Origin of the sequence: Methyloversatilis sp. (assembly GCF_030698125.1) — a bacterium.
Lineage (GTDB): Bacteria > Pseudomonadota > Gammaproteobacteria > Burkholderiales > Rhodocyclaceae > Methyloversatilis.
On record NZ_JAUYNV010000009.1, the window covers coordinates 22712 to 45270 of the forward strand.

A 22559-nucleotide genomic window follows, 5' to 3' on the forward strand; every position below is an offset into this window, starting at 1 on the left:
GCAGGCCAGTCCGGGTTGAACAGACCCTAGATGACCAGCACCCGTTCCAGCACCAACAGCGCACCGATCAGCAGTGCCGCGATGATCGAGTACTTCAGCAGCAACCCGGCCAGTGTCAGGTAGCGCCTGTTGCGCGTGATGACATAAGTGATGAAGCAGGCGGCGATCGAAATGATCAGCAGGACGCCGATCAGGCGCAGGATGAGCACAGGCGGGCCTCAGGCGAAGGCCGGAAGGGACGGCCCGTTGTCCGGCAGCGGCATGAACTGGTTCGACACCGCAGCCGGGGCAGGGTGCGAAGCGGCGAAATCCGCCCATTCCCAGGCGTCCTGGCGCGCCAGCAGCGCATGCAGCAACTGGTTGTTCAACGCGTGTCCAGACTTGTGTGCGCTGAAGGCAGCCAGCAACGGATGGCCGATGATGTACAGGTCGCCGATCGCGTCGAGCACCTTGTGCTTCACGAACTCGTCGGCGTAGCGAAGGCCGTCGCTGTTCAGCACACGGTACTCGTCCATCACGATCGCGTTGTCGAGACTGCCGCCCTGGGCAAGCCCGTTCTGGCGCAGATATTCGACTTCGTGCATGAAGCCGAAGGTACGCGCACGCGCCACGTCGTTGATATAGGACTGGTGCGCAAAATCGATCTTCACCTTCGTGCCGGTGCGCTCGATCGCCGGATGCCGGAACTCGATCGAGAATTCGAGGCTGAACCCTTCGTAGGGTTCGAGCTTCGCCCACTTGTCGCCGTCGCTGACTTCGATGGTGTCGAGCACGCGAATGAATTTCTTCGGTGCGGCCTGCTCGACCACACCGGCCTGCTGGATCAGATAGACGAACGTGGATGCCGAACCGTCCATGATCGGTAGCTCGGACGCGTCGACATCGACGAACAGATTGTCCACGCCGAGGCCGGCCAGAGCCGACATCAGGTGCTCGACGGTCGATATCGTCGCACCGCCGCTGCTCAGGCACGACGCGAGGCGCGTGTCGCCCACGGCGCGCGCATCGGCGCGTATTTCAACCGGCGGGTCGAGGTCGGTGCGGCGAAAGACGATGCCTGTATCGACGGGCGCCGGGCGCAGGTCGAGATTCACCTTTAATCCCGAATGCAGGCCTACGCCGGTCGCGTGGCTGATTGAGCGGATCGTGCGTTGCCTGATCATGGCGTGTGGGGATGACCGATTCGAAAAGCGGATTTTATCCCAGCTCGGTGTAATACCCGTGTAACACGACGTTTCCGGGCTGCAGCAAGGCTGAGCCCGGACTGCAAACGTCGGTTCAGTCCGCCTGCTTGCGCAGGAAGGCCGGGATGTCGAGCGTTTCGACACCGTTGGCGCGCATCGCCTCGACGGCGCTGGAGGCCGTGCGACCGCCGCGTCCGCGCATCACTGCCGGGATGTCGAGGTGCGAGTAGTCGGTGCCGTTGCCGGACGTCATGGCCATGTCGTCGGTGCCGGTACGGATGATGGTCATCGGCGGCTTGCTGCTCATCGCGCGCGGGGCGCCGAGCCCGGTTGCCACGACGGTGACGCGCAGGCGGTCATCCATCGTTTCGTCGAACACGGTGCCGAAGATCACATGGGCACCTTCGGCCGCGAAGGCGCGCACGGTTTCCATCGCGTCCTTCACTTCCTTCATCTTCAGCGAGCGGCTGGCGGTGATGTTGACCAGCACGCCGCGTGCGCCCGACAGCTCGACGCCTTCGAGCAGCGGGCTGGCGACCGCCTGTTCGGCGGCGATGCGCGCACGGTCCATGCCGGCCGCTTCGGCCGAACCCATCATGGCGCGACCCATTTCGCCCATCACGGTACGCACGTCCTGGAAGTCGACGTTGACGAGACCCGGAATGTTGATGATTTCGGCGATGCCGCCGACGGCGTTGCGCAGCACGTTGTCCGCTGCCTTGAAGCCGTCTTCGAGGCTGGCATCTTCGCCGAGCACTTCCATCAGCTTCTCGTTCAGCACGACGATCAGCGAATCGACGCTCTTCGCCAGTTCGTCGATGCCGGTTTCGGCCGCACGCATGCGGTTTTCGTAATCGAACGGCTTGGTCACGACGGCGACCGTCAGGATGCCCATTTCCTTGGCGACTTCGGCCACGATGGGCGCCGCGCCGGTGCCGGTGCCGCCGCCCATGCCGGCGGTGATGAACACCATTTCGGCACCACGCAGCTGGTCGGCGATGTATTCGCGGTATTCGTCGGCCGCGCTGCGGCCCACTTCCGGCTTGGCACCGGCGCCGCGGCCGTTCTTGCCGAGCTGGATCTTGATCGGGGCGAGGCTGCGGTTCAGTGCCATGCCGTCGGTGTTGGCGGCAATGAATTCAACGCCATTCACACCTTCGCGGATCATGTGATCGACCGCATTGCCGCCTGCTCCGCCGACGCCGATGACCTTGATCACTGCCCCCACGGGTTCCTTGTCGAGAATCTCGAACATACCGCCTCCTGTCTATACAAAGATGCCTCGAAGCCCGAGGGCTAGCGAGCAGCGAAAAGTCGAATACTTGTGGTTAACCACTACATTTAGTGATTTTTCGCAAGTATACGACTAAACATAGTGCAACGCATGACGTAGATGCCGTTTGAGTCGCATTTTCAGAAATTTCTTTCGAACCATGAGCGCATGTTTGCCAACACCTGGCGAACATTGCGGCCGTCGCGTGCAACCTGCCCGCGGCGACGCTGTGCAGCCCCTTCCATGACCAGCCCGATCGCGGTCGCGTAACGCGGGTGGCGCACCACGTCGGCGAGGTTTCCGCTGTATTCGGGCACCCCGACGCGAGCCGGCAGGTGGAACACGTCTTCAGCCAGATCCGCCATGCCGCGCATGGTCGCGCTGCCGCCGGTCAGCACGATGCCGGATGACAGCAATTCCTCGTAGCCGCTGCGCCGCAGTTCGGCCTGCACCAGTTCGAACAACTCGGATACGCGCGGCTCGATCACGTCGGCCAGCGCCTGTCGCGACATGCGGCGCGGTCCGCGGTCGCCGATGCCCGGCACTTCGATCATGTCCTCCGCGTCGGCCAGTGCCGACATCGCGACGCCGAAGTGCAGCTTGATGTCTTCGGCTTCGGCCGTCGGTGTGCGCATCGCCATCGCGATGTCGTTGGTGATCTGGTCGCCGGCGATCGGAATCACCGCCGTGTGGCGGATCGCACCCTGCGTGAAGATGGCGATATCGGTCGTGCCACCGCCGATGTCGACCAGGCAGACGCCCAGATCCTTCTCGTCGTCCGACAAAGTGGCCTGACTGGACGCCAGCGGCTGCAGCACCAGATCGACGACCTCGAGGCCGCAGCGGCGCACGCACTTGATGATGTTCTGCGCTGCCGATACCGCGCCGGTCACGATGTGCACGCGTACTTCGAGTCGCTTGCCGCTCATGCCTATCGGCTCGCGTACGCCGTCCTGGCCGTCGATGATGAATTCCTGCGTCAGCGTATGCAGGATTTCCTGATCGGCGGGAATCGGCATGGCGCGCGCGGTTTCGACCACCCGCTCCAGATCGAGCCGGGTGACTTCCTTGTCCTTGATCGCCACGACGCCGTTCGAATTGAAGCTGCGGATGTGGCTGCCGGCGATGCCGGTGAACACTTCGCGCACCTTGCATTCGGCCATCAGTTCGACTTCCTGGATGACGCGCGAAATCGAATCCACGGTGGCTTCGATATTGACCACGACACCCTTCTTCAGACCGTGTGATTCCTGCGAGGCAAGGCCGAGTATGTCGAGTCGGCCATCGGGTCCCAGCTGGGCGATGACGGCCGAAATCTTCGACGTGCCGATGTCGAGTCCGACGATGAGGTCCTTGCTGTCTCGTGTCATGGTCTTTCCTGGGTGGCTGTGCTGCCGGTACGTATCGCGTAGCCGTTGGGGTAACGAAGGTCGGCGTACAGGATTTTCTGAGCGCCCTCGCGCGACACGGCCGGCTGGGTCGTGACGTAGCGCGTGAGGCGCGCGGCGATCGGCGTCTTGTCGTCGTCGCGACCCAGCTCGATGCGCGAGCCGTCGTCGAGCAGCAGCTGCCAGGCTTCGCGGCGGGTCAGGGCCATCTTGTCGATCCGGCGCTGCAGCGGCGACAGCGTTGCGCTCCATTCAAGATGGCGCTGCAGCATCGTCGGTGCCTGTTCGTCCGGGCCGATGAACAGTGGCAGCGTGCGGTCGTGATCGGCGGCGAACAACTCGCCCTGCGTATTCACCATGCGGGCCGGCGTGTTGTCGGGCACCCACCAGCGCGCGACCGCCCGGTGCTCCTCGAGCTCGACCTCGATGAAGCCGGGCCAGACGCGTCGCACCGCTGCATTGCGTACCCATGGCAGCTGTTCGAACACCTCGCGCGCGCGCTCGATGTCGGTGGTCAGAAAATTGCCATTCACCGCGCGCCGCGCCGCGTCCTCGATCTGGGCGGATGTCAGGTGAGCGGGCGCTCGGTCCAGGGTGACGGCCTGCAGCGGCAGCAGCGGCAGGCGCGTGACGCCGAGCACCAGCGCGTAGATCAGCGCCGCACCGGCCAGCAGCAGGATGCAGTCGGCAATCATCGTGAGCGCGCGCGGACTGTCCCACAGCCCGCCCTCATCGGCCGGGCCACCGGACTTGCGGCGAATGGAGGGCTTTCTAGCCAAGGCGGGCCGACTCCAGGATGCGCAGGCACAGTTCGCCGAATTCGATGCCGACGGCCCGCGCAGCCATCGGCACCAGCGAATGCGAAGTCATGCCCGGCGAGGTGTTGATTTCGAGCAGCCAGGGCTTGCCGTCCTGTCCCAGCATCAGATCCGCACGGCCCCAGCCGCGGCAGTCGATGAGGCGCGCAGCGCGCATCACCAGGGCCTGTATTTCCTGTTCGAGCTCCTCGTCCAGTCCGCTCGGGCAGTGGTACTTCACTTCATCGGTGAAGTACTTGTTCTGGTAGTCGTAGTTGCCGCGCGGCGCTTCGATGCGGATCAGCGGCAGCGCCAGCTCGCCGAGAAAGGGTGCGGTCAGTTCCTGGCCGGAGATGAACTGTTCGGCCAGCACCAGCGGGTCGCAGCGCGCGGCGGATTCGTAGGCGGCGGGCAGTTCCGCCAGCGTATTCACGCGGGTCGCGCCGACACTTGATCCTTCACGTGCCGGCTTGACGAACAGCGGCAGCCCGAGCTCGGACGCCACGGCGGCGAAGTCGCTGCCGGCGTGCAGCAGCTTGTAGCGTGGTGTCGGCAATCCGGCCGACAGCCACACCATCTTGGTGCGCCACTTGTCCATGCCGATCGCCGACGCCATCACGCCGCTCCCGGTGTAGGGAATGCCGAGGCACTCGAGCGCGCCCTGGATCGTGCCGTCCTCGCCGCCGCGGCCATGCAGCGCGATGAAGGCGCGCTCGAAGCCGTCGCGCTTCAGTTCCCACAGGTCGCGTTCGGCCGGGTCGAAGGCGTGCGCGTCCACGCCTTGTTCGCACAGTGCCGCAAGTACCGCACTGCCCGACATGATGGAAATCTCGCGTTCGGCGGAACGTCCGCCGAACAGCACGGCGACCTTGCCGAGAGACTGTGGAGTGGGTGTGCTCATGTGCGGTCCTGATCCTGTGCAAATTTCGATGGCAGCTGGCCGATGGAGCCGGCGCCCATGCCGACCACGACGTCGCCGTCGCGCACCGTGTCGAGCAGCGTCTGCGGCAGTTCGGCGATGTCCTCGACGAACACCGGTTCGACCTTGCCGGCAACGCGCAGCGCGCGCGCCAGTGCGCGGCCGTCGGCGGCGACGATGGGCGCTTCGCCTGCGGCATAGACTTCGGTCAGCACGACTGCGTCGGCGCCCGACAGCACGCGCACGAAATCCTCGAAGCAGTCGCGGGTGCGGGTGTAGCGGTGCGGCTGGAAGGCCAGCACGATGCGCCGGCCGGGGTAGGCGCCGCGGGCCGCGTCCAGTGTTGCGGCCATTTCGACCGGGTGATGGCCGTAGTCATCGACCAGCGTGAAGTGGCCGCCGGCCGGCAGTGCGATGTCGCCATGCCGCGTGAAGCGACGGCCCACGCCCTTGAACTCCGACAGCGCGCGCGCGATGACTTCATCCGGTACGCCGACCTCGTTCGCCACGGCGATCGCCGCAAGCGCGTTGCGCACGTTGTGCACGCCGGGCAGGTTCAGTTCGACCGGAATGCGCGCTGTGGTGCCATTGACACGCACGGCGTCGAACAGCATCCGTGTGCCGTCGGCGCGCACGTTTTCGGCGCGCACCTGTGCGTCCGGATCGAGGCCGTAGCGGATGATCTGCTTGGGTACCTGCGGCATGATTTCGCGCACGTTCGCGTCGTCCATGCACAGCACGGCTACGCCGTAGAAGGGCAGACGGTTCAGGAAATCGACGAAGGCCTGCTTCAGTTTCGAGAAGTCGTGGCCATAGGTGTCCATGTGATCGGCGTCGATATTGGTGACCACCGACACCACCGGCGACAGGAACAGGAAGGACGCATCCGATTCGTCGGCTTCGGCGACCAGGAATTCGCCGGTACCGAGCCGGGCGTTGGCGCCGGCCGAATTCAGTCGACCACCGATGACGAAGGTCGGATCCAGTCCGCCTTCGGCGAGGCAACTGGCGATGAGCGACGTGGTGGTCGTCTTGCCGTGCGTACCGGCCACTGCAACGCCCTGCTTGATGCGCATCAGTTCGGCCAGCATCTGCGCGCGCGGCACCACCGGAATGCGCCCTTCGCGTGCGCTGACCACCTCGGGGTTGTCGGCGCTGACCGCGGTCGAAGTGACCACCGCGTCTGCGCCGGCGATGTGGTGCGCCGCATGGCCCTGCACCACCCGGGCACCCAGGCTGGCCAGCCGGCGCGTCACCGCGTTGTCGGCCAGGTCCGAGCCGCTGACGACATAGCCCTGGTTGAGCAGCACTTCGGCGATGCCGCTCATGCCGGAGCCACCGATGCCGATGAAATGGATGTGGCTGATCTTGTGTTTCATGTCGGGTCCTTGCGCGCGATGGCCGCGCAGATGTCGGCCACTTCGGCTGCGGCGCCGGGGCGCGCCAGCGCGCGGGCGCGCTGCGCCATGTCGAGCAGTCGCGCGCGATCGAGTGAGCCGAGCAGGGCGGCCAGCGATGTCGCGTCGAGTTCGGTCTGCGGCAGCAACAGCGCTGCGCCCGCGTCGGCGAGGAAGCGGGCGTTGCCGGTCTGGTGATCGTCGACGGCGTGCGGGAAGGGAACCAGTATCGACGCCACGCCGGCCGCGGCCAGTTCGGCCACGGTCAATGCGCCGGCACGGCAGATGACCAGGTCGGCGCCGGCGTAGGCGGCGGCCATGTCCTGGATGAAGGGCGCGAGCGTGCCGGTCACGCCGGCCTTCGCGTACGCCGCTTCGAGTGCCGGCATGTTCTTCTCGCCGGCCTGATGCACGACCTGCGGTCGCTCGCCTTCCGGCATCAGCGCCAGCGCCTGCGGTACCGCGTCGTTCAGCGCCTGTGCGCCCAGACTGCCGCCGACCACCAGCAGGTTCAGCGGACCGCTGCGCGTGGCGAATCGCGCGGCCGGGTCGGGCAGCGCGGCGATGTCGGCGCGTACCGGATTGCCGGTCCATTCGGCGCCGGACAGCGCCTCCGGAAAACCGGCGAGCACGCGGTCGGCCACTTTCGCGAGCACGCGATTGGCCAGTCCGGCGACCGAATTCTGTTCGTGCAGCACCAGCGGCGTGCCGCGCAGCGCGGCCATCATGCCGCCGGGAAAGGTGACGTATCCGCCGAGACCCAGCACCACCTGGGGCCTGACACGACCGAGCACGCCGAGCGCCTGCCAGAAGCCGCGCAGCAGGTTGAGCGGCAGCAGCAGCTTGCGCAGCACGCCCTTGCCGCGCAGTGCGCTGAAGCGGATCGACTGCAGTTCGTAGCCGCGCGGCGGCACGATGCGACCTTCCATGCCGTCGGCGTTGCCCAGCCACACCACGCGCCAGCCGCGGCTGCGCAGTTCGTCCGCCACGGCAAGACCGGGGTAAATGTGACCGCCGGTGCCGCCGGCCATGATGAGTGCCGTGCCGCTCATCGCCGGTTCTCCCAGTCGATGCGCAGCAGGATGGCCAGCGCGATGCAATTGACCAGGATGCCCGAGCCGCCGTAGCTCATCAGCGGCAACGTGAGGCCCTTGGTCGGCAGGATGCCGACGTTCACGCCCATGTTGATGAAGGCCTGCACGCCGAACCAGATGCCCACACCCTGCGCGACCAGGCCGGCGTAGGCGCGCTCCAGCAGCAGTGCGCGCCGGCCGATCGCGAACGCGCGATGCACCACCAGGGCGAACAATGCAATTACCGTGGCGACACCGATCAGACCGAGTTCCTCGCCGATCACCGCCAGCAGGAAGTCGGTGTGCGCCTCGGGCAGGTAGAACAGTTTCTCGACGCTGCCGCCCAGCCCGACGCCGAACCATTCGCCGCGCCCGAACGCGATCAGCGAGTGCGTCAGCTGATAGCCCTTGCCCAGCGGATCGTTGTTGAACGGATCGAGGAAGGCGATGAAGCGCCCCCAGCGCAGCTCATTGAAGCGGATCAGCGTCGCGAAGCCGATGATCGCCACCAGCCCGAGTGAAAAGAACAGCTTGCCGTTGATGCCGCCGAGGAAAAGCATGCCGAAGGCGATCAGCACGATGACCACGAAGGCGCCGTAGTCCGGCTCGGCGACCAGCAGCGCGCCGACCAGCAGGATGACCAGCGCCATCGGCACGAAGGCGCGCCGGAACGAGCCCATTTCAGGCAGCCGGCGCACGATGTAGCTGGCGGCGTACAGCACGGTGAACAGCTTCACCAGTTCCGACGGCTGGATGTTCACCGGGCCGAGATTGATCCAGCGGCGCGAGTTGTTCACCACACTGCCGATGCCGGGGATCAGTACCAGTACCAGCAGCACGATGCCGCCGAGGAACAGCCACATCGACCACGCCTGCCAGGTGCGCACCGGGACCTGGAAAGCCATCAGCGCCGCCACGCCGCCGATGGCGAGGAACACCGCCTGGCGGATCAGGAAGAAGTCCGACCGGTTACCGGTGAAGCGGCTGCTGTCGGCGACCGCGATCGACGCCGAATACACCATCACCAGTCCGATCAGCAGCAGCGCAACCGCCGGCCACAGCAGCCAGGGGTCGAGTTCGGCCGCACGCGGGCCGCTGCCCGGCAGGCGGGGTCCGTCGAGGCGCATGCTGCTGCTCATGAGTGCGCGCCCTGCAGGGTCGCGAGGCGGCGTGCTTCGGCGATGAACACCTCGGCGCGGTGCGCGTAGTGACGGAACATGTCGAGGCTGGCGCAGGCCGGCGACAGCAGCACGGCATCGCCGGGGCGCGCGGCGTCGAAGGCGGCGCGGGTGGCCTCCTCCAGTGAGCCGAATGTGCGATGCGCCACGCCATGTGCGGTCAGCACCGACGAGATGGCCGCCGCGTCGCGGCCGATCAGCGCGCAGAACCTTGCGTGGCGCGCGCATACCGGCCCGAGCGGCGCGAAGTCCTGACCTTTGCCGTCGCCGCCGAGAATGATGTTCAGCGGACGGCCCAGTCCTTCGATCGCAGCGACCGTGGCGCCGACATTGGTGCCCTTGGAATCGTCGATGAAGCGGATGCCGTCGATGTCCAGCACCGTTTCGACGCGGTGCGGCAGGCCGGCGAAATCCTTCAGCGCTGCGATGCAGCGGTCGGTCGGCAGGCCGATCGCTTCGCACAGCGCAAGGGCGGCCAGTGCGTTATGTGCGTTGTGGCGACCGGCGAGCTGCATGTCGTCGAGCGCCAGCAGCGGCCGGGTGCCGCGCATCAGATGCACGCTGCCGTCGAGGGCGCTCAGCCCGTAGTCTTCGCCCGACGGGACGCCGTCGCCGAAGCGGATCGAGCGCGCGTCGTCGCGTTGCATGGCGCCGACATGGCTGTCGTCGCGGTTCAGCACCTGCACCGTGTGCGTGCCGAAGATGCGTGCCTTGGCCGCAGCGTAGGCGGCCATGCCCTCGGGGTGACGATCGAGGTGGTCCTGCGTCACGTTGAGCACGGTGGCCGCGTCGGCATCCAGCGTATCGGTGGTTTCGAGCTGGAAGCTCGACAGCTCCAGGACCCACACGTCGGGCACGACACCCTGGTCAAGCACACGCATCAGCGCGTCGAGCGCTGCCGGAGAAATGTTGCCGGCCACTTCGGTGCGCAGGCCGCAGGCGCGACACAGCGCGCCGGTCAGCGCGGTGGTGGTGGTCTTGCCGTTGGTGCCGGTGACGGCGATGACCTTCGCGCGTTCGCGCCAGCCGAGCGCGCGCAGTGCGCGCGCAAAGAGCTCGATCTCGCCGACCACCTCGATGCCGCGGCGCGTTGCCTCCTGCACCAGCGGCTCGTGCGGCGCCAGTCCGGGTGACAGCGCGAGTAGCGCGATGCCGTCGAGCAGGCTGTCATCGAACGGGCCGCAGCGCAGTTCGGCGCCCGGGATGTCACGTGCCAGTGCATCGAGTCCGGGCGGCGCGGCACGGCTGTCGGCCACGCGCAGCACCGCGCCCTGACGCCCGCACCAGCGCGCCATGGCCAGCCCGGACTCACCGAGGCCGAGCACGAGGACGTGGGTTCCGTGAAGACTCATCAACGGAGCTTCAAGGTGGACAGACCGAACAGCACGAGCATCAGCGTGATGATCCAGAAGCGCACGACCACCTGCGTTTCCTTCCAGCCGCCCAGTTCGTAGTGGTGGTGCAGCGGCGCCATGCGGAAAATGCGCTTGCCGCCGGACCACTTGAAGTACAGCACCTGGATCATCACCGACAGCGTTTCGGCGACGAACAGGCCACCCATGATGAACAGCACGATTTCCTGTCGCACGACGACGGCGACGGTGCCCAGTGCAGCACCGAGCGCCAGTGCGCCGACGTCGCCCATGAACACTTCCGCCGGGTAGGCGTTGAACCACAAAAAACCCAGACCGGCGCCGCACAGCGCGCCGCAGAAGATGGCCAGTTCGCCGGCCCCCGGGATGAAGGGCACGCCGAGGTAGCGCGAAAACACTGCGTTGCCGGCGACGTAGGCGAAGATGGCGAGCGCGCCGCTGACCATGACGGCCGGCATCGTGGCCAGCCCGTCGAGGCCGTCGGTCAGATTCACTGCATGGCTGGTGCCGACAATGACGAAATACGTCAATATCATGAAGCCGAAGGCACCCAGCGGATAGGCGACCGACTTGAAGAACGGCACGATGAGATCGAGCTGGGCCGGCACCTGAGGCGTCAGCCCGAGGTAGACGGCGGCACCGGCGGCGAAGATCGATGACCAGAAGAATTTGGCACGCGCCGACAGGCCCTTCGGATTGCGATGCACCACCTTGCGCCAGTCGTCCACCCAGCCCACGGCGCCGAAGCCGAGCGTGACGATGAGCACCACCCAGATGTAGCGGTTCGACAGGTCGGCCCACAGCAGCGTGGTCAGGCCGAGCGAAATGAGGATCAGTGCGCCGCCCATGGTGGGCGTGCCGGCTTTGGTCAGGTGCGATTTCGGTCCGTCGTCGCGCACCGACTGGCCGATCTTGTATTCGGTCAGCTTGCGGATGAGCAGCGGACCGAAAGTCCAGCAGATCGCCAGCGAGGTCATCATGGCCAGCACGGCGCGCAACGTGATGTAGTTGAACACGTTGAAGGCGCGTGTGTCCTGGGCCAGCCAGCGGGTCAGTTCAAGAAGCATGGGAATCCTGTCCGGAAGGGTCGAGTAGCGCTTCGGCGATGCGCTCCATGCGCATGAAGCGCGAGCCTTTCACCAGCACCGTCGTGGTGGCATCGAGTTGCGGACGCAGCGCGGCGGCAATGGCGGCGTGATCGGTGTAGTGCAGGGCGCCCGGACCGAAGGCGGAGACTGCGTCGATACTGGCTTCACCCAGCGCATGCAGCGCATGGATGCCGTGTTCGCGTGCGTAGGCGCCGGCTTCGCGATGGAATGCCGGTCCCTGGTTGCCGACCTCGCCCATGTCGCCGAGCACAAGGACGCGCCGGCCGGTGGCCCTGGCTAGCACGTCGATGGCAGCGCGCACCGAATCCGGATTCGCGTTGTAGCTGTCGTCGATGACCGTGCTGCCGGACGCACCCGGCTTGACCTGCTGGCGCCCCTTGACGCCTTCGAAGTGATTCAGCGCCCACACCACGGCCGCCATGTCGGCACCGGCGGCGAGGCTGGCGGTGGCGGCGCACAGCGCGTTGCGCGCGTTGTGCAGGCCGGGCACGCGCAGCATGACCTGCGCCGTGCCGAATACGCCGTGCAGGTCGAGCCGGTAACCGAGCCCGGCCGGCGTCGCGGTCGCGCCGACGTCGGCGTCCGGCGAAAAACCGAAACGCAGTGTGTGGCGAGCCGTGTTGCGGCCGGCCCAGTAATCGGCGAAGTCGTCATCGGCGTTGATGACGGCGATGCCATCGGCGCCGAGCGCGTCGAACACGTCGCCGTTCTCGCTGGCCACTTCGGCCACGCTGTTCATGAATTCGAGATGTTCGCGCTGGGCGTTGTTCACCAGTGCGACGGTCGGCTTCGCGATGCCGGCCAGCCAGGCGATTTCGCCCGGGTGGTTCATGCCCATTTCGATGACTGCCAGCCGGTGCGTGTCGCGCAGGCCGAACAGCATCAGCGGCACACCGATGTCGTTGTTCAGGTTGCCGCGCGTCGCCAGCACCGATCCGGTCGGCCAGCCGACGCTCAGTGCATGCGCGCGCAGGATGGCGGCGATCATTTCCTTCACCGTCGTCTTGCCGTTGCTGCCGGTGACGCCGATCAGCGGCAGCGTGAAGCGACTGCGCCAGGCGCGTGCGATGTCGCCCAGCGCGATGCGCGTGTCGGCGACACGGATCAGGGTGCCGGCCGTGTGCTCGCAGTCGGCCGCTATCACGACTGCGGCGGCACCTGCGCTCTGCACGTCGGCGATGAAATCATGGGCGTCGAAGCGTTCGCCGCGCAGCGCGACGAACAGGTCACCCGCCGTCACGGCGCGGCTGTCGGTCGAAAAGCCGCCCAGTGCGACGTCAGGCCCGATCAGCGTGCCGGCACAGGCGCGAGCCACGTCCGACGCCGTCCATAACGTATTCATGCGGACACCCCCCAGGCGGCCAGCGCGGCATGTGCCTGTTCGATGTCCGACCACGGCGTGCGCCGGCCGTTGCGTTCCTGGTAGCTCTCGTGACCTTTTCCGGCCAGCAGCACGACATCGGCCACGACCGCTTCGGCGACCGCTTGCCGGATCGCTTGCGCGCGGTCGGTGATGCGATGGACGCGCCGGCCTTCGACCGTGCCGCGGGCGATGTCATCGAGGATGGCGTCCGGGTCTTCACCGCGCGGATTGTCCGAGGTCAGCCACACCTGATGTGCCTGTTCGCACGCCACGGTGCCCATCAGCGGTCGTTTGCCTGCGTCACGCTCACCGCCGCAGCCGAAGATGCACACCAGCTTGCCGCCGCGGGCTGCGGCGACCGGCTGCAGCGCGATCAAGGCCTGTTCGAGGGCGTCCGGGGTGTGCGCGTAGTCGACCACGACCAGCGGTTTGCCCTGACCGCCAATGCCCTGCATGCGACCGGGGGGCGGAGTCAGGCCCGCGAGTGCGTGCGCCGCGTCATTCAGCGACACGCCGGCATGCAGCAGGCTGCCAGCCACCGCCATCAGATTCTGTACATTGAAACGCCCGATCAGCGCGGTGCTGATGTGCGCCGAATGCTGGTCCAGGCCATGCACGAGGTCGAACGATACGCCGTGCGACAGCTCCGCACTGCGCGCGCGCAGCCCGGTCGTGCCCGCCGGCGGCGCGTGGTCGAAGGCGCAGGTGGTCACGGCGAGCTGCCCGGCGCACTGCTGCGCCAGCAGGCGACCGAACGCGTCATCGGTATTGATCACCGCAGCCTGCAGACCCGGCTGGGCGAACAGCGCCGCCTTGGCGTCGGCGTAGTGCTGCATGTCGCTGTGGTAGTCGAGATGGTCGCGCGTCAGATTGGTAAATACCGCGGTATGCAGTCGTACGCCGTCGATGCGATGCTGATGCAAGCCGATCGACGACACCTCCATCGCGCAGGCGGTGGCGCCGGCGCGCCGCAGGTCGGCCAGGGTCTGATGCACGCTCACCACGTCGGGCGTGGTGTTGGCGGACTCGGTCAGTCGGCCCGGCAGGCCGTTGCCCAACGTGCCGATGACGCCGCATTCGCGACCGAGTGCGCGCAGCGCCTGGGCGATCCACTGGCTGACCGAAGTCTTGCCATTGGTGCCGGTGATGCCGATCACGTGCAGATGCGCCGACGGCTGATCGAGCAGCGCATCGGCGAGTGCGCCGGCATGGCGGTGCAGATTGTCGATCTCGATCACCGGCACCTGCGGGTTTGCCATCGTGGTGGTGCCGGCTTCGCACAGCACGGCGGCCGCGCCACGATCGATCGCGACGTCGATGAAGCGACGGCCGTCGGTGCGCTCGCCGGGCAGCGCGAAAAAGATGTCGCCGGGCGCGATGTGGCGCGAGTCGGCGCGCAGCGTGCGCGGCTCGACCCCGTGCCTGAACAGAGCGGCGCGAACCTGTGCGATCACGGCCGCGCTCACGGGACGCCTTTCACCGGAACGCTGACGCGCGCCATCTGCAGCGGTGGCATGGCGGCGTCCGGCGCCACGCCGGTTGCGCGCAAGGTTGCGTTCATGATGTCGGAGAACACCGGCGCGGCCACCTGACCGCCGTAGTGCATGCCATTCGAGGGCTCGTCGATCATCACCGCGACGATGTAGCGCGGGTCGGACACCGGGGCGAAGCCGACGAACGATGCGATGTACTTGTTCGCGTAGGTGCCGCCTTCGAGCTTGTGAGCGGTACCGGTCTTGCCGGCAACCCGGTAGCCCGGAATCTGCGCCTTCGGTGCGGTGCCACCCGGGCCGGCGGCCAGTTCGAGCATGCGACGCACTTCGCGCGCGGTCTGTGCCGAAAAAACCTGCAGGCCGTTGATCGGCGGCGTGTCGACGCGGGTCAGCGACAGCGGAATCAGGTCGCCGTCGCGGGCCAGCACCATATAAGCACGCGCCATCTGCATCAGCGTGACCGACATGCCGTGGCCGTAGGACATGGTGGCCTGCTCGACCGGCTTCCAGCCGGCCGGGTTGCGCAGGCGACCGGCGGCTTCGCCCGGGAAGCCCAGCTTGAGCGGGCTGCCGAAGCCGAGCTGGTCATAGACGCGCCACATTTCTTCCGGCGTGAACTGCGCGGCAATCTTGGCCACGCCCACGTTCGACGATTTCTGGATCACCTCGGCCACGCTCAGCACGCCGTGCGGATGTGCGTCGCCGATCGCGTAGCGGCCGAAGTGCAGCTTGCCGGTGCAGTCGACCGGCGTTTCGAAACTGTAGCGTCCGGCGTCCAGCGCCATGGCGGCGACGAAGGGCTTGATCGTCGAGCCCGGTTCGTAGGTGTCGGTGAAGGCGCGGTTGCGCAGCGGCGGGCCGGACAGCTGGGCGCGGTTGTTCGGGTTGTAGGTCGGCCAGTTGGCCAGCGCCAGCACCTCGCCGGTACGCGAGTCGAGTACCACGGCGCTGCCGGCCCGTGCCTTGTGTTCGGCCACCGCCTGCTTCAGGCGGCTGTGGGCGAGAAACTGCAGCCGGGTGTCGATGGACAGACGCACATCGCCCCCGTCGCGCGGCGGCTTGAGCGTTTCGACGTCCTCGACGACGTTGCGGCGCGCGTCGGTGATGACGCGGCGCGAGCCCTCCTGCCCGGTCAGCGGGCGGTTCATTGCCAGTTCGATGCCTTCCAGACCCTTGTCGTCCATGCCGGTGAAGCCGACGACGTGCGCGCTGACCTCGCCATGCGGATAGTAGCGGCGGTACTCCGGCTCGGCACGGATGCCCGGCAGCTTCAGGGCGAGGATGCGCTCGGCGACGTCGGGTGCCACCTGACGCTTCAGATAGCCGCGGCCGCGCTGCTCGGGAATCTTGCGCGCGACCTCGCGATGGTCCATGTCGAGCAGGTCGGCCAGTTGGCGGATCTGCGCCGCCGAAAGTTTCTCCGCGCCGATGTCGCGCGGATTGGCTTTGGCCTTTGCTTCGGTGCGGCTCGGTCGCGCCTCGGCGACGATCGCCGACACCTGGGTGCTCATCGCCAGCACCTGTTCATTGCGGTCGAGCACACGGCCGCGCGACGCAGGTGTCGGCAGCACCTTCGAAAAGCGCTCTTCGCCCTTGCGTTGGTAGAACTCGTTGTCGATCGCCTGCAGCCAGAAGGCGCGCACGAACAGGCCGCCGAACAGCACCATCATGATGATCAGCATGGCGCGCGCGCGCCAGGCAGGCAGCAGTTCGGCCAGCAGCGGATTGTGCGCGAGCTTCATTGCACGGCCTCCGGGCTGTCGAGCACGATGACCTGATTGCGTGCCGGCGCATGCATTTTCAGCTTTGTTTCGGCGAGATCGGAAATCCGCGCGTGAGCAGCCAGCGTGCCCTGTTCGATCTGCAGTTGCCCCCACTCGGTTTCCAGCATGCGCATGCGCTGGTGCTCGCGTTCGAGCTGCGTGTGCAGGCTGCGCGAACGGTGCTGTGCCGACACCAGCGAAATGGCGCTGGCGAGCAGCAGCATGATCAGGACCACATGGAGGCGCAGCATGTCAGGCCGCCTTCTCGGCCACGCGCAGCGTGGCACTGCGCGCGCGCGGGTTCGCCGCCACCTCGTCGCTGCCGGCGCGGATGCGGGCGATCAGGGTCATCGTCGGCCGGGGTAGCTGGTCGGCGCGCAGCGGCAGGCCGCGCGGGGGCTGCGGCGGATTGGCCTGGTCGGCCATGAAGCGCTTGACGATGCGGTCTTCCAGCGAATGGAAGCAGATCACCGCCAGCCGGCCGGCCGGCTTCAGCGCAGCCAGCGCCTGCGGCAGCACTAGCGAAAGCTCTTCAAGCTCCTTATTGATGAAAATCCGTAGAGCTTGAAAGCTCCGCGTCGCCGGATGCTGGCCCGCCTCCCGCGTACGGACAGCGGACGCCACGATCTGGGCAAGCTGGTATGTGGTGTCGACAGGCCGCTCGCTCCGAGCAGCAACAATCGCCTTTGCAATCGCTGAAGCAAACCGTTCTTCGCCATAGTCCCTGATGACCTCCCTGATGTCTGCTTCGTCTGCCCGCGCCAACCACTGCGCCACTGTTTCGCCCCGGCTGGTGTCCATGCGCATGTCCAGCGGTGCGTCCTGCCTGAAACTCATGCCCCGTTCAGCGTCGTCGAGCTGCGGCGATGAAACGCCGATGTCCAGCAGCACGCCGTCGACCGCGGTTACGCCGAGCTCGTCCAGCACGTCGGCCAGTTCGGCGAAGCGCGCATGCACCAGCGTGAAGCGCGCATCGGTGATGGCTTGCCCGGCGGCGATGGCGCCCGGATCACGATCCAGCGCGATCAGCCGGCCGTTCGCGCCCAGCCGGGCGAGCAGCCCGCGGCTGTGGCCGCCGCGGCCGAAGGTGCCGTCGACGTAGACGCCGTCGGGGCGCACCGCCAGCGCATCGAGTGCTTCGGTGAGCAGTACCGGGATGTGCGCCATGTCAGAACCTGAAGTTGCCGACGACGTCGGGCGGCAGTTCCGCCGCCTGTTCGCGCTCGTCGCGCGCCCGGGCCTCTTCGTTCCAGCGCGCCTCATCCCAGATTTCAAAGCGGTTGCCGCGACCTACCAGCATCACGCTCTTGTTCAGACCGGCCCGCTCGCGCAGGTCGCTGCACAGCAAAAGCCGGCCGGCGCGATCGATGGTTTCGTTGCGCGCATTGGCGGTGAAGCTGCGTTTGAAATCGTCACTGGCCTGGTCGAGATCGGGCATGACCTCGAGCCGGCTCATCAGCGCCAGGAATTCAGGCTCGGGATAGAGCAGTACGAACTCGCGGGTACGCGCCGTCATCACGACCTCGCCGCCGCACAGATCCAGCAAATTCTTGCGCGGACGAGCGGGGACGACAAGCCGGTGCTTGTCATCCATCGTGAGCCGGGTTGTCCCGTAGAACATTCGTATGCCCGAGAAAGTGAATCGAATACTGTGGATATATACAGTTGATTGTGGGGTGATTCGCGAATGCGGCCTGGCTGGCGAATCACCGCATTCCCACTTTCAATCCACTATATATCCAATATTGCTCCACTTTAGCTTTCGACTGCCCCAGGGTCAATAGACGGATGCAAGCAAAACTGTTGTCGCAACAATGACTTAGCGTGAATTTTTCACGCTGTTTCAGGTAAAAAGCTTTTGTTTTTAATGGGATAGAAAATGAATTGAATGTGCTTGATGAGAAGCGACGCGCAGACCTGGACGCGGTGGGGCAAAGTGGGGCGGAAGTGGAGCGGAATACAGCGCCGGCCGATGCAAACCGGCGTGGGAAACAGAAGGGAAGGGGCTGGGAATCGAGCGGGTAGGGCCGAGCAGGCGGCGGGAGGTCTTCGAAAGCGAGGCCAAGCAGGTAAGGAGTGGAAGTCCGCCTGTAAGCCGGGTTCTGTTGTGCGCGAACGCACCGGCAACCATTCATCTGGGCGACGTGTTGCCACGTCGCTCGAGCAGCCTACCCGGAAGCGACGCGAGCCGCGTCATCGCTTCCCTATTTGGCCTTGCCCCGGATGGGGTTTTGCGTGCCGTGCGCGTTGCCGCGCACGCGGTGGGCTCTTACCCGGCGTTGCCGCCCGCCCGCAGGCGCACCATTTCAACCTTGCCTGATCCTTGCGGCCATCGGCGGTATGTTTTCTGTTCCACTTTCCGTCGCCTTGGGCCGCGCTTTCGCACGGCTTGCTGCGCCCGGCCGTTAGCCGGCATCCTGCTCTGCGGGGCCCGGACTTTCCTCCGCGCTTGCGCGCCGCGGTTGCCCGGCGGACTTCCGGCGCGGATTCTACCCGTTCGTCGGCCGAGCGCCGGAAACATTGCCGGCGGCACTCAAGAACCAGCGTCGCCGGCCGTTCAGATGGCTCAATACTTCGATCCCGCCACGCCCCCTCCCGCCATGAACCTGTCGTTGCAGTCTGCCCGACATCTTGCCCGTTACTGGCTCGCCTACTTGCTGACCGCGCTGGTGATCGGTCTGCTGGTGGCCGAGCTGGCCGGCGCGACCGGACTGGCCGGTGCGGGTCGCGTGTCCCGCCTCGGTCTGGCGCCCCTGCTGGTGCCGGTGCTGATCGTCTGTCTGGCGCTCTGGGCGGTCGGTGTGCGGCTTGATGCCGCGCGGCGCGAGCTCGAGCAACTGCACGTCGAACTCGACCGGGCGCAGACGCTGGGCCGCAGCGGCAACTGGTCGTACGCGAATGGCGTGTTCGAATGGTCGTCGCGCGCGCGGCGAATACTTGGTATCGACGGCGCTGCACTGGCGTCTTTCGAACAGCTGCTCGCCCACGTTGCGGCGGACGATCGTCTGCCACTCGAACGCGCGTTGCGCGCTGCGCAGGCCGGTGCGCACTACCGCACCGAGTTCTGCGTCAGCCACCCGGACGGCGAACGACGCGTGCTGTTCGAAGGCCGCGTCGAGTCCGCTGGCGCGGCAGCAGGCGGTTCGGTCACCGACCTGCCGGTGCTGGCCGGCATCGTGCAGGACATGACCGACCGCTGGCGCATGGAGCGCGAACTGCACCGCGCGATGCGCTACCAGCGCGCGCTGCTCGACAATTTCCCTTTCATGGTGTGGCTGAAGGACCGCGACCTGCGCTTTCTGGCGGTCAACAAGCCGCTCGCGCTGGCCGGCGGGCTGAACGATCCGGATGAGGCCTGCGGCCTGCAGGATTACGACCTGTGGCCGAACGACTGTGCCGATGCCTATCGCGCCGATGATCTCGAAGTGCTCGAAAGCCGCCAGCCACGCTGTTCGGAATCCTTCGTCGCATCCGGTACGGCATCGATCTGCCTCGAAGTGTGGAAGGCACCGGTGCTCGACGAGAACGGAGAACTGCTGGGCACGGTCGGTTTTGCGCGCGACATCAGCGAGCGCAAGCGCAGCGAACAGGCGCTCGAGCGCAGCCGCGAGCAACTGGCCATGCTGGGGCGCCTGCAGGCGCGCTTCATCCGCGGTGAATCGGGTGACGCACTGTTCGCCGCCATGCTCGACATCCTGCTCGACCTGGCCGGCGCAAGCGATGGCTTCATCGCCGAAGTCATGCACGATCCGCGGCACGAACCGCAGGTGAATCTGCTGGCCTGCCGCGACAGCGACTGGCTTGGCGCGCATCCCGAATTGATCGATGAAGCCCTGACAGCGGATCGAAGCGAGCAGGAATCCGGCGCCATTGTCGCCTTGGCTGCGTTCGATGAACCGCCGGGGGAACGGGTGTGCTTCGCGGTCATGAGCGACCGGCGTCTGGTCGGTCTGGTCGGTCTTGATCTGCCCCATGCTTTACCTGAAGCGTGCCGGACCGGCGTGCAGGCGGCGACCAGCACTTTCGGCCTGATTCTGCAGGCGGGCATTCGCGACCGTGACCGGCAGCGCGCCGAGACCGAACTGAAACGGCATCGCGACCGCCTGAGTGAATTGATCGAAGAGCAGCTGTCGGACAGCATGTCGGCGCGGCGCATGGCGGAACACGCCAACCGCGCCAAGAGCCGCTTCCTGGCCAGCATGTCGCACGAACTGCGTACGCCCATTCACGCCATCCTCGCCTTTTCCCGGCTGGCGTTGCGCGATCGGCCGCCTCTGGCCGACGTCACGCGCCGGCGCTTCGAGGTGATCCGCGAACACGGTGACCGTCTGCTTGCGCTGGTCGACGATCTGCTCGACTTGTCGCGCCTGGAAGGCGGCGCGATCAAGCTGAACGCGTCGAGCTGCGATCTGGAATCGCTGGTGTCTGAGGCGATTGCGCAGATGCAGGCTGTTGCGGTCGAACGTGGTGTGCATATGCGGATGACCGGATTGTTCCAGCAGGTGCCGCTGCAGGCCGACGCGCAGCGGATGGCACAGGTGCTGCGCACGCTGCTCGACAATGCGATCCGCTTTTCGCCAGCGTCTGCCGAAGTGCTGCTTTCGCTCGAGCGGCATGAACATGAAGGTGTGGCGGGTGTGCTGCTGCGCGTGTCCGATCACGGACCGGGCATCGCTGAAGAAGATCGCGAACGCATCTTCGATCAGTTCGAGCAGGCAGCGCGCCTGCGCGGCGCCGAAGGCGGTACCGGGCTCGGCCTCGCCATCTGTCGCGAGATCGTCAATCTGCACGGCGGCTGGATACGGGCGGCCACGCGTGACGACTGCGGGGCCTGCATCGAGATCTGGCTGGCGGCGCGCGAGGCGGACGACAGTTCGACGGAATCAACGCAAATGGAAATGGAAACAGCAACTTGATACGACGACCCGGGACGCGCTACGGTACCGGGGGAGCGGCGCCGGAGTGCGCGGTGGCTGCATGGCAGGTCTTTCCTGAGAGGATGTGAAATGGGTATCGGCGACTTCATCAAGAAACAGTTCATCGACGTTCTGCAGTGGCAGGAGGACGGCGATGGCACGCTGGCCTGGCGGCATCCGATGCAGGACGCCGAAATCCAGTACGGGGCGCAGCTGACGGTACGCGAGTCGCAGGCGGCACTGTTCGTCAACGAGGGGCGCATCGCCGACGTGCTCGGTCCCGGTCGCCACGTGCTGAAGACCAGTACGCTGCCGGTGCTGACCTACCTTCAGAACTGGGACAAGCTGTTCGAATCGCCCTTCAAGAGCGACGTCTATTTCTTCAGTACCCGGCTGCAACTGGGCCGCAAGTGGGGCACGGCTCAACCGGTGACGGTGCGCGACAAGGATTTCGGCATGGTCAGGCTGCGCGCATTCGGCGTGTATTCCTACCGGCTGGCCGACCCGAAGCAGTTCTTTGCGGAAATCAGCGGCACGCGCGACATCTACACGGTCGATGATCTGGAGATGCAGCTGCGCAACCTGATCGTGTCGGCGATGAGCAATACGCTCGGCGCGTCGGAACTGCCGTTCCTCGACATGGCGACCAATTTCGGCTTGCTGGGCGAACGGATGAAGGGTGCGATGGCGCCGGTGTTCGAACGCTATGGCGTTGCGCTGGACAATTTCGCGGTTGAAAGCGTGTCGCTGCCTGAAGAGCTGCAGAAGGCCTTCGATGCCCGGGTGTCGATGGGCATGGCGGGCAATCTGGCCGCCTTCACCCAGTATCAGACCGCCACGGCCATTCCGATGGCGGCGCAGAATGAAGGCGGGCTGGCCGGCATCGGCGCCAGTCTGGGCGCCGGTCTGAGCATGGGGCAGGTGATGACCGAAGCGATGCGCGGTTCGGTATTGCCTGCAGCGGCAACCCCGGCAACCCCGGCGGCGGCCGACACGCCGGAAGCCAGGCTGGGCAAGCTGAAATCCCTGCTTGATGGCGGTTTGATCACAGAAGCGGACTACACCGCCGCCAAGGCAGAGTTGCTCAAGCAGATCACCGGCTGAGTACGGCGGCGGCACGACGCGCCGCGTTCCGGGCGGCGCGCCATCGTCGCTGGCCGTTCACCGATGCTGCGTATTGCCGTCGCCCTGACGCTAGGGCGTGTTCTCATTTGTCGAATTAACGGTATGCCAAATGGAAGCGCCATCGAAAAAGTCGTTCACGGTCAAAGGCATAGCAGGGGACTGTTCACAGCGGCCTGAATCTGGTCATATCCTGACTTTTGGGCTGATG

19 protein-coding genes and 1 other RNA gene are annotated in these 22559 nt (G+C 66.2%); 2 read left to right on the plus strand and 18 right to left on the minus strand.

From position 1 onward, the window contains the following. Positions 1-26: 26 nt before the first annotated feature. From Q8Q80_RS04660 to rnpB, 18 genes are all read right to left on the minus strand, one after another. Entirely contained in the window at positions 27-209 is a 183-nt protein-coding gene (locus Q8Q80_RS04660) for a hypothetical protein (protein WP_305614506.1), read from the minus strand. 9 nt (positions 210-218) lie between these two features. Continuing rightward, on the minus strand, positions 219-1163 hold the full coding sequence (lpxC, locus tag Q8Q80_RS04665) for a UDP-3-O-acyl-N-acetylglucosamine deacetylase (RefSeq protein ID WP_305631805.1): 945 nt from the start codon (positions 1161-1163) through the stop codon (positions 219-221). Between the two features lie 115 nt (positions 1164-1278). Next, positions 1279-2439 (minus strand): cell division protein FtsZ, encoded by a 1161-nt coding sequence (gene ftsZ, locus Q8Q80_RS04670; RefSeq protein ID WP_305631806.1) that lies wholly within the window; start codon positions 2437-2439, stop codon positions 1279-1281. 158 nt (positions 2440-2597) lie between these two features. After that, entirely contained in the window at positions 2598-3827 is a 1230-nt protein-coding gene (ftsA, locus tag Q8Q80_RS04675; protein WP_305631807.1) for a cell division protein FtsA, read from the minus strand. Beyond that, on the minus strand, positions 3824-4624 hold the full coding sequence (locus tag Q8Q80_RS04680; RefSeq protein ID WP_305631808.1) for a cell division protein FtsQ/DivIB: 801 nt from the start codon (positions 4622-4624) through the stop codon (positions 3824-3826). The genes ftsA and Q8Q80_RS04680 overlap by 4 nt, the downstream gene beginning before the upstream one ends. After that, a complete protein-coding gene (locus Q8Q80_RS04685; RefSeq protein ID WP_305631809.1) occupies positions 4617-5543 on the minus strand; it encodes a D-alanine--D-alanine ligase in 927 nt (308 codons plus the stop codon). Before Q8Q80_RS04685 ends, Q8Q80_RS04680 begins: the two co-directional genes overlap by 8 nt. Continuing rightward, complete coding sequence (gene murC / locus Q8Q80_RS04690; RefSeq protein ID WP_305631810.1) at positions 5540-6940, minus strand: UDP-N-acetylmuramate--L-alanine ligase; 1401 nt, start codon at positions 6938-6940, stop codon at positions 5540-5542. The genes Q8Q80_RS04685 and murC overlap by 4 nt, the downstream gene beginning before the upstream one ends. Further along, positions 6937-8010 carry an undecaprenyldiphospho-muramoylpentapeptide beta-N-acetylglucosaminyltransferase gene (gene murG / locus Q8Q80_RS04695; RefSeq protein ID WP_305631811.1) on the minus strand — a complete coding sequence of 358 codons (1074 nt, stop codon included), beginning with the start codon at positions 8008-8010 and terminating at the stop codon, positions 6937-6939. The genes murC and murG overlap by 4 nt, the downstream gene beginning before the upstream one ends. Beyond that, positions 8007-9170, minus strand: coding sequence for a putative lipid II flippase FtsW (gene ftsW / locus Q8Q80_RS04700; protein WP_305631812.1), 1164 nt, complete (start codon positions 9168-9170; stop codon positions 8007-8009). Before ftsW ends, murG begins: the two co-directional genes overlap by 4 nt. Then, a complete protein-coding gene (murD, locus tag Q8Q80_RS04705; protein WP_305631813.1) occupies positions 9167-10561 on the minus strand; it encodes a UDP-N-acetylmuramoyl-L-alanine--D-glutamate ligase in 1395 nt (464 codons plus the stop codon). The genes ftsW and murD overlap by 4 nt, the downstream gene beginning before the upstream one ends. Beyond that, entirely contained in the window at positions 10561-11649 is a 1089-nt protein-coding gene (mraY, locus tag Q8Q80_RS04710) for a phospho-N-acetylmuramoyl-pentapeptide-transferase (protein WP_305613940.1), read from the minus strand. The genes murD and mraY overlap by 1 nt, the downstream gene beginning before the upstream one ends. Then, positions 11639-13033, minus strand: a complete 1395-nt coding sequence (murF, locus tag Q8Q80_RS04715; protein WP_305631814.1) for a UDP-N-acetylmuramoyl-tripeptide--D-alanyl-D-alanine ligase — start codon at positions 13031-13033, stop codon at positions 11639-11641. The genes mraY and murF overlap by 11 nt, the downstream gene beginning before the upstream one ends. Then, positions 13030-14520: a UDP-N-acetylmuramoyl-L-alanyl-D-glutamate--2,6-diaminopimelate ligase gene (locus Q8Q80_RS04720; protein WP_371132698.1), complete on the minus strand. Its 1491-nt coding sequence runs from the start codon at positions 14518-14520 to the stop codon at positions 13030-13032. Before Q8Q80_RS04720 ends, murF begins: the two co-directional genes overlap by 4 nt. After that, positions 14517-16289 carry a penicillin-binding protein 2 gene (locus Q8Q80_RS04725; protein WP_305631816.1) on the minus strand — a complete coding sequence of 591 codons (1773 nt, stop codon included), beginning with the start codon at positions 16287-16289 and terminating at the stop codon, positions 14517-14519. The genes Q8Q80_RS04720 and Q8Q80_RS04725 overlap by 4 nt, the downstream gene beginning before the upstream one ends. Then, positions 16286-16561 (minus strand): cell division protein FtsL, encoded by a 276-nt coding sequence (gene ftsL, locus Q8Q80_RS04730; RefSeq protein WP_305631817.1) that lies wholly within the window; start codon positions 16559-16561, stop codon positions 16286-16288. Before ftsL ends, Q8Q80_RS04725 begins: the two co-directional genes overlap by 4 nt. Position 16562: 1 nt before the next feature. Continuing rightward, positions 16563-17477, minus strand: coding sequence for a 16S rRNA (cytosine(1402)-N(4))-methyltransferase RsmH (gene rsmH, locus Q8Q80_RS04735; protein WP_305631818.1), 915 nt, complete (start codon positions 17475-17477; stop codon positions 16563-16565). 1 nt (position 17478) lies between these two features. After that, a complete protein-coding gene (gene mraZ, locus Q8Q80_RS04740) occupies positions 17479-17931 on the minus strand; it encodes a division/cell wall cluster transcriptional repressor MraZ (protein WP_305631819.1) in 453 nt (150 codons plus the stop codon). Positions 17932-18385: 454 nt separating this feature from the next. Further along, an RNA gene (rnpB, locus tag Q8Q80_RS04745) (RNase P RNA component class A) lies at positions 18386-18788 on the minus strand. Between the two features lie 122 nt (positions 18789-18910). Here rnpB and Q8Q80_RS04750 point away from each other — a divergent pair. Both Q8Q80_RS04750 and Q8Q80_RS04755 read left to right on the plus strand, forming a co-directional pair. Next, positions 18911-21226 (plus strand): ATP-binding protein, encoded by a 2316-nt coding sequence (locus Q8Q80_RS04750; RefSeq protein WP_305631820.1) that lies wholly within the window; start codon positions 18911-18913, stop codon positions 21224-21226. 90 nt (positions 21227-21316) lie between these two features. Further along, positions 21317-22330, plus strand: coding sequence for an SPFH domain-containing protein (locus Q8Q80_RS04755; RefSeq protein WP_305631821.1), 1014 nt, complete (start codon positions 21317-21319; stop codon positions 22328-22330). Positions 22331-22559: the final 229 nt, after the last annotated feature.